At 39.9% G+C, this 6,084-nt stretch carries 6 protein-coding genes; all 6 read left to right on the top strand.

Annotated elements, in window-relative coordinates; translation table 11 throughout:
• The first annotated feature begins 178 nt into the window (after positions 1–178).
• The gene (locus H740_RS02115; protein ID WP_002950788.1) at positions 179–1,003 is read left to right on the top strand and encodes a ChaN family lipoprotein; all 825 of its coding nucleotides are present in this window, start codon (positions 179–181) and stop codon (positions 1,001–1,003) included.
• A gap of 9 nt (positions 1,004–1,012) precedes the next feature.
• Entirely contained in the window at positions 1,013–1,840 is an 828-nt protein-coding gene (locus H740_RS02110; RefSeq protein WP_002950786.1) for a MotA/TolQ/ExbB proton channel family protein, read from the top strand.
• A complete protein-coding gene (locus tag H740_RS02105) occupies positions 1,833–2,225 on the top strand; it encodes a biopolymer transporter ExbD (RefSeq protein WP_002950784.1) in 393 nt (130 codons plus the stop codon). The genes H740_RS02110 and H740_RS02105 overlap by 8 nt, the downstream gene beginning before the upstream one ends.
• Positions 2,225–3,088, top strand: coding sequence for an energy transducer TonB (locus tag H740_RS02100; RefSeq protein ID WP_002950783.1), 864 nt, complete (start codon positions 2,225–2,227; stop codon positions 3,086–3,088). Before H740_RS02105 ends, H740_RS02100 begins: the two co-directional genes overlap by 1 nt.
• A gap of 203 nt (positions 3,089–3,291) precedes the next feature.
• Complete coding sequence (locus H740_RS02095; RefSeq protein WP_002950782.1) at positions 3,292–5,556, top strand: TonB-dependent receptor domain-containing protein; 2,265 nt, start codon at positions 3,292–3,294, stop codon at positions 5,554–5,556.
• 154 nt (positions 5,557–5,710) lie between these two features.
• Positions 5,711–6,084: EamA/DMT transporter family protein (locus tag H740_RS02090; RefSeq protein ID WP_034957032.1), on the top strand; the 374-nt coding region annotated here is incomplete at its 3' end.

Raw genomic sequence — 6,084 nt, 5'->3', positions numbered from 1 at the left:
CCTACGCTATCGGCGGGATAAATTTTAAAAATCTAAGTGAGATCAAGCAGGCGGGCGCGGCAGGAGCCTATATGATGCGGGGATTTTTGAGTTAATTTTTTAATTTTGATTAATACTACTTTAATAACAAATTTTATACTATAGTCATTATCTAAAATAACTGATAATAGGAATAAAAATGAATACCTTAAAAATTGTTATTTTTCTTATCTTTGCTCTATTTTTGGTTGGGTGTAGCGGCAAATATGAAGTCACCCCACAAAGGCTAGATAATATCAAGGCTACGGCTAAAATCGTCAATCTAAGTACAAATAAAACGATGGATTTTGACGACTTTATTGTCGAGGTGTTAGATGCTGATATTTTACTGGTGGGCGAGCTGCACGATGACTTTGACCACCATTTGGCAGAAATTTTACTCATCAAAGCGCTTTCAAAAAATAAAAACATAGACGTCGCTTTTGAGATGCTTGGAGGTGATAAGCAAAAATATGCAGATGGCTTGGATAAAAAAACTCGTCCGGGCGAATTGATAAAAGCTATAAAATGGAATGATAAAATGTGGGAGTTAAGGCATTACAAAGGAGTGCTAGAAGCAGCATTTTATAGCGCTAACATCAAGTGTGCAAATTTAAGCGAAGACGAAATAAAGCTGATATTTACCGGCGCCCAGCCTATATCTGGTAAATTTTCCACATCCAAAAGCGTTCAAGAAGCTATCGTGAAAATCGTCCGCGGAGCGCACGGAGGCGTAAATAAGCAAGATATACAGAAGCTTGTCCAGGCTCAGCAGTACAAAGATCGTAGGATGGCCGACGTCGTAAATAAATCTGCAAATTTTGCTTTGCTTATAGCTGGGAGGTATCACGTCCAAAAGGACATAGGGGTGCCGCTTCATATTATGGATTTTAAAACGAAAAAGAAATTTAAAACTTTGTTTTTAGGCTTTGATGGCGATGATACGAGTGCTAAAGAGGCTGATTATCTATGGAAATTTAAATAAAGGTACGAGATGGCTAAAATTTTAGTGATTATTTTTTCTTTTTGTTTGTTGTTTGGTGAAAATAACGTAAGCGAATTCGAAAAATCGAGCGATAGCCAAGTAGCGTTTGATGTAAATTTATCTCAAGCTGGCTTGAAATTTGGCGAAGAGCAAAATTTGACCGGCATCGCCTCAAATTCTCAGGCGCCAAGCATAGATTTGTCATTTATTTCGCTTTTTAAGAACGCACATATAGTCGTAAAGATTGTTATATGCGTTTTGATTTTATTTTCCATCATTACGTGGACGATTTTTATCGTCAAATTTATCCAGTTTAAGCTGGCATTTTGTAGACTTAAATCTGACGAAAATACTGTAAAAGATGCGTCTGATTGGCGGGTTTTAAAGTTAAAGAAAAAGAGCTTTGCAGTGGATTTTATAAGAGAACTTGAGGATGAGAGCAAAAAAAGCATCAAATTTGACGCAAATATGAAATTGCGAGTAAAACAAAGGCTTGATCTTAAAAAATCGTCTCTCGCGAACGTGATGAGAGGGTGGGTTGGAGTGCTCGCTAGCATCGGCTCGTCTGCACCTTTTGTCGGGCTTTTTGGGACGGTTTGGGGCATAATGAACAGCTTTGTGGGTATAGCAAACAGCAACAACGCCAGCCTAAGCGTGGTGGCTCCTGGTATCGCAGAGGCGCTTTTTGCCACAGCTCTTGGGCTCGTAGCCGCGATACCAGCGGTTTTGGTTTATAACTATCTGGTGCGGTGTAGCGTTAAATTTAATGCTCGTTTAGGGCTGCTTAGTTCTCAAATTTATTTGATATTTGATAGACTGGCTGCGGAAAATGAATAGCGAAGAAGAGCTAAGCGAGATAAACGTAACGCCTTTTATCGACGTTATGCTTGTACTTTTGATTATATTTATGGTAGTTACGCCCATAGTAACCAGCTCTGTGAAAGTCGAGCTGCCAAAATCTGTTGCCAAACAAAAAGAGGACGTAAATAAGCCTATAATCTTAAGTATAAATGATAAATTCGAAATTTATTTGGGTAGCCAAGCCGTTTTAGCGGAGAATATCGCACAGGCGCTGGATATAAAAAGCGGACGCAACTATGAGGCGATAGTGTATTTTCACGTCGATAAAAGCGTGCCTTATGAGATTTTGATCAATGCCGTCGAGCGAGTGAAGATAGCCGGATATACCAAAATAGCTTTTTCGACAAAGGTTGTAAACTGATGAAAATTCCGCGTCTTGCTTGGGTATTTGCTTTTATTCTTGCTTCAGCGTTGCATGCGGCGCTTTTTGTTTTTATCGCAAATAGCGGCAAGGCTATAAATTTGGAGCAGAATTTCGGTGGCTTTGATTATCCGATAAAAAACGACCAAATCGAGTCGATTATGATAATTTCAGATCTGTCGATAGGCGATTTCAAAGAGGTCGCCGTAAATTCTCAAAAATCCTCCGCACCGCAACCTGAAGAAGAAACAGAGGTTAAAGAAGAGGAAAAGCCAGAGATAGCCTCGTTAGAGGAGGCAAAATCTCAAATCGAAGTCGTAAAAAAACAGGAAACGCCAAAAAAAATAAAACCTAAAATAAAACCGAAGAAAATAGTAAAAAAACCAGTAAAAATCGCCGAGGAAACAAATAAAAAAAGCAATGAAGACACACAAAAAGTTTCAAATTTGGACTCGGATATAAACTCCGTAGTCAAGGATAACGTAGCTTCGGCCCCCATTAGTGGTAGTGGAACTAGGATAGTCGGCAGTTTCGCAGGTTCCGGCGCAGATAAAAAAAGTTGGCAAGGTATGGTTGTGTCGCACTTAAACAAGCACAAAAAATACCCGAGCGATGCTCTTCTAAGTGGATTTGAAGGTGTCGTTTACGTAAAAGTAAAAATAGCCGCTAACGGCGAAGTGCTAAGCGTTTTGTTGACTAAAGGGAGCAAATTTGAGATTTTAAACAACGAAGCGACGGAGCTTTTTAGCCGCGCTTCACCCCTGCCGTCACCTCCTAGTGAAATGATGGGCTCAGATCGCGATCTGACGTTAAATTTTCCAATCGAATTTAATATAAAAAAATATAAAGCCTCAAAAAAATAAATTTATCTATCGTGCCATAGTTTAAAAAGAGTTAATTAAAGATAACCGGTATAAGTAAAAATTTATATATGCGGTGATACAATTCTTAAATGATAAGATAATGATTTTGATACGGCTTACCATATAGTTATAGAAGTTATTGACGCTTTTAAATTTAAGCCGCCTGACATCCGCGTATAAAAAATAATCTAGAAGGAAGCATCATGAATAGGTTTAATTTTAACATAGCTTGCATATTGGCTATTTATTTAGCGAGCGCTGGCGCAAAAGACGTTGATTTTAGTACCTTGGAAGTCTCGGCTACTGAGGTCAAAAATAGCGAAAAGGCGTTTTCGACGCCTGGAGCCGTTAGTTCGCGAGAGGATATTAGAAGCGAAAATCAAAGTATAGACTCCGTAGTTAGAAGCTTGCCAGGCAGCTACACGCAAATAGACCAATCCCAGGGCAGCGTGTCCGTAAATATCCGCGGGCTTACAGGGCTTGGGCGCGTAAACACGATGATAGACGGAGTTACGCAGACTTATTACGGTACGTCGAGCGATACGGGTGGGGTTCATAACTTTACCGGCAACATTGGCACTTCAGCCTTTGGAGCACTCATAGATCAAAATTTCCTAGTAGGTATAGATATCGAGAGAGGAAGTTTTAGTGGTGCTCAAAACGGGCTTATGGGAAGTGCGAATTTTAGAACCATAGGTGTAAATGACGTTATAACTGACGACCACATTTTTGGCTTTTTAGGTAGATATAGCTATGGCTCAAACGGCGTGGGGCCAAGCTATATGGGTAGTGTCGCGGCAAAAAAAGAATTTGACGGCGGACAAAGCCTAGGCGTACTTTTTGGATATAGCGGTAAAAAAATCTCGCAAGACTATAAGATAGGCGGCGGCGGCAAAATAAAAGACAATGATAAAGACATTGACGGAGACGGCGTTCCTGATTTGCCTACGGCGTTAGATACCGACTCACTGGAGCAACGTCCAAAAAGCTATCTTTTTAAGCTGGAATACGATAGTGAGATAAATAAAGCTATTTTGACATATAGGAAATATAACAATTATCTAGCTAAAAGAGATATAACCAGCGACAACTATCAGCTTGATTATCGTTTTGATCCGTATTCTGACCTAATCGATATAAATTTGCTCTTATCATATAATAAAACCAGACAAATTTACGATAAAAAAGCAAGACTGGCGTGGGCGGATCTTGAAAAAGGGATGAAGTTTAAAAATAGTTCTCTGGTTTTTGATCTTAGCAATACCTTTTTGTTTGATATAACAGATAAGCTTAAATTTAGCTCAAAACTAGGCATAAATGTCCTAAATAACGAATATAAACGCGTTACTGGAGACGAGGCGTACTCTACGCTTAGGACGTCGTATCCTATACCAGATGGTAAACAAAAGATATTTAATTATTATTTAGACAATTCGCTTGAGTACGACATTTTTACCTTCGATGCAAATTTAAATCTCGTAAATTGGAAAACGAGCGGTATAAAAGGCAAATGCTTAGCAGGGAATCCTTACTGCTCTCCACAAGAGGCCGGAGACTTTAAAAGAAAAGATACCGATTTAAACTATTCTCTTATGGCTTCAGCCAAGATTGACGAGTTGTTTTCGCCGTTTATCAGCTACGAAAGGACGACTAGGCCGCTAAACGTACAGGAACTTTTTTCTTCCGGCTCTGTTTATGAAGATATAAACACAGGGCTAAAACCAGAAACGGCAAAAACCTATCAGATCGGCTTTAATAGCCACAAGCACGGTATTTTTTCGGACGACGACGTTTTTGGGCTTAAAGCCGCTTACTACAATACTAAAATAAAAAATTTTATCTACGATAGGATAATCGGCTACACAAATGCTAGCGGCGACGTTACGATGTTTTTGGCTAGATTAAATGACAAAGCCACCTTAAAAGGCTTTGAGCTCGAGTTTTTATACGATATGGACGTATTTTACGCCAAAGCCTCATACACCCGTCAAAAATCCTCCTATCAGCCCTCAGATAGTTTCGCGCTAGACTGGACGAATGGACCTGCTAGTGGAACTACGCAGTTTAGCGAACTGCCGAAATATTACGCTACGATAGATGTTGGAACTAGGCTTTTTAATGAAAAGTTAGTTCTTGGTTCTATAGCCAAAATTACTGGCAAGGCAAAAAGGATAAATCCTAAATTTAACTGGGGTGCTTTTGACGAAAACGATCCGAGATTTAAGATTATCAATACGCAAGAACTGCCAAAAATCCCGACTATTTTCGATTTTTACCTCACCTTCGAGCCGATTAAAAATTTAACCTTTAAATTTGAAGTGCAAAACGTATTCGACAAAAACTACATGGACGCGCTTTATACTTATAACTCATCTTACTCCAGCGACGTATTTAACGACGATATCACTATCTTTAACAATGCTGCCAGGGGTAGGACGATACTGGGAAGTTTTGAGTATAGATATTAAATTTAATGACCGAGTCGCCGCGATAAAAGCGGCGCTCTTGATTTCTGCTCTAAAATTGACCTACATGATCTTTTTTTTGCTAAATTTGACCGCATATAAATTTAAGACTATTTTGCTACTATTTCAGACGAAATTTAACTCAAATGGAGAATACGTGAAAAAGTTGATCTTTGTTACGGTGCTTTGGGCGTTTAGTTTTAGCCTCATCGGCGAGTTTTTGGCGGGGCGAGTGGATAGCTACTTCGCCGCGTTTTCGCGCGTAGTGCTTGCGCTTGGCGTATTTTTGCCCTTTATGATCAAGGATTTTGCCTCGAAAAACCTCGCCCTCTACGCCAAGGTGGCTGCGATCGGCGCGATTCAGATCGGCGCGATGTATATCTTCTACTACAACTCGTTTGCTTACCTTAGCGTCGCCGAGGTCGCGCTCTTTACGATATTTACGCCGTTTTACGTGAGCGTGGTTTACGATGTGCTGGCGGGCAGGCTTAGGCTGCTGTATCTGTTTAGCGGGGGTACGGCGGTTTTGGG

The sequence above is a fragment of the Campylobacter showae CC57C genome (assembly GCF_000344295.2).
Taxonomy (GTDB): Bacteria; Campylobacterota; Campylobacteria; order Campylobacterales; family Campylobacteraceae; genus Campylobacter_A; species Campylobacter_A showae_B.
Note: the sequence above shows the minus strand (reverse complement) of the source record. Positions and strands in the feature narration are given on the sequence as shown.

Excerpts from the sequence above, each read along its gene's own strand:
- H740_RS02105 (WP_002950784.1), top strand. The coding sequence starts at position 1,833 with ATGAATAGCGAAGAAGAGCTAAGCGAGATAAACGTAACGCCTTTTATC.
- H740_RS02100 (WP_002950783.1), top strand. The coding sequence starts at position 2,225 with ATGAAAATTCCGCGTCTTGCTTGGGTATTTGCTTTTATTCTTGCTTCA.
- H740_RS02095 (WP_002950782.1), top strand. The coding sequence starts at position 3,292 with ATGAATAGGTTTAATTTTAACATAGCTTGCATATTGGCTATTTATTTA.
- H740_RS02115 (WP_002950788.1), top strand. The coding sequence starts at position 179 with ATGAATACCTTAAAAATTGTTATTTTTCTTATCTTTGCTCTATTTTTG.
- H740_RS02110 (WP_002950786.1), top strand. The coding sequence starts at position 1,013 with ATGGCTAAAATTTTAGTGATTATTTTTTCTTTTTGTTTGTTGTTTGGT.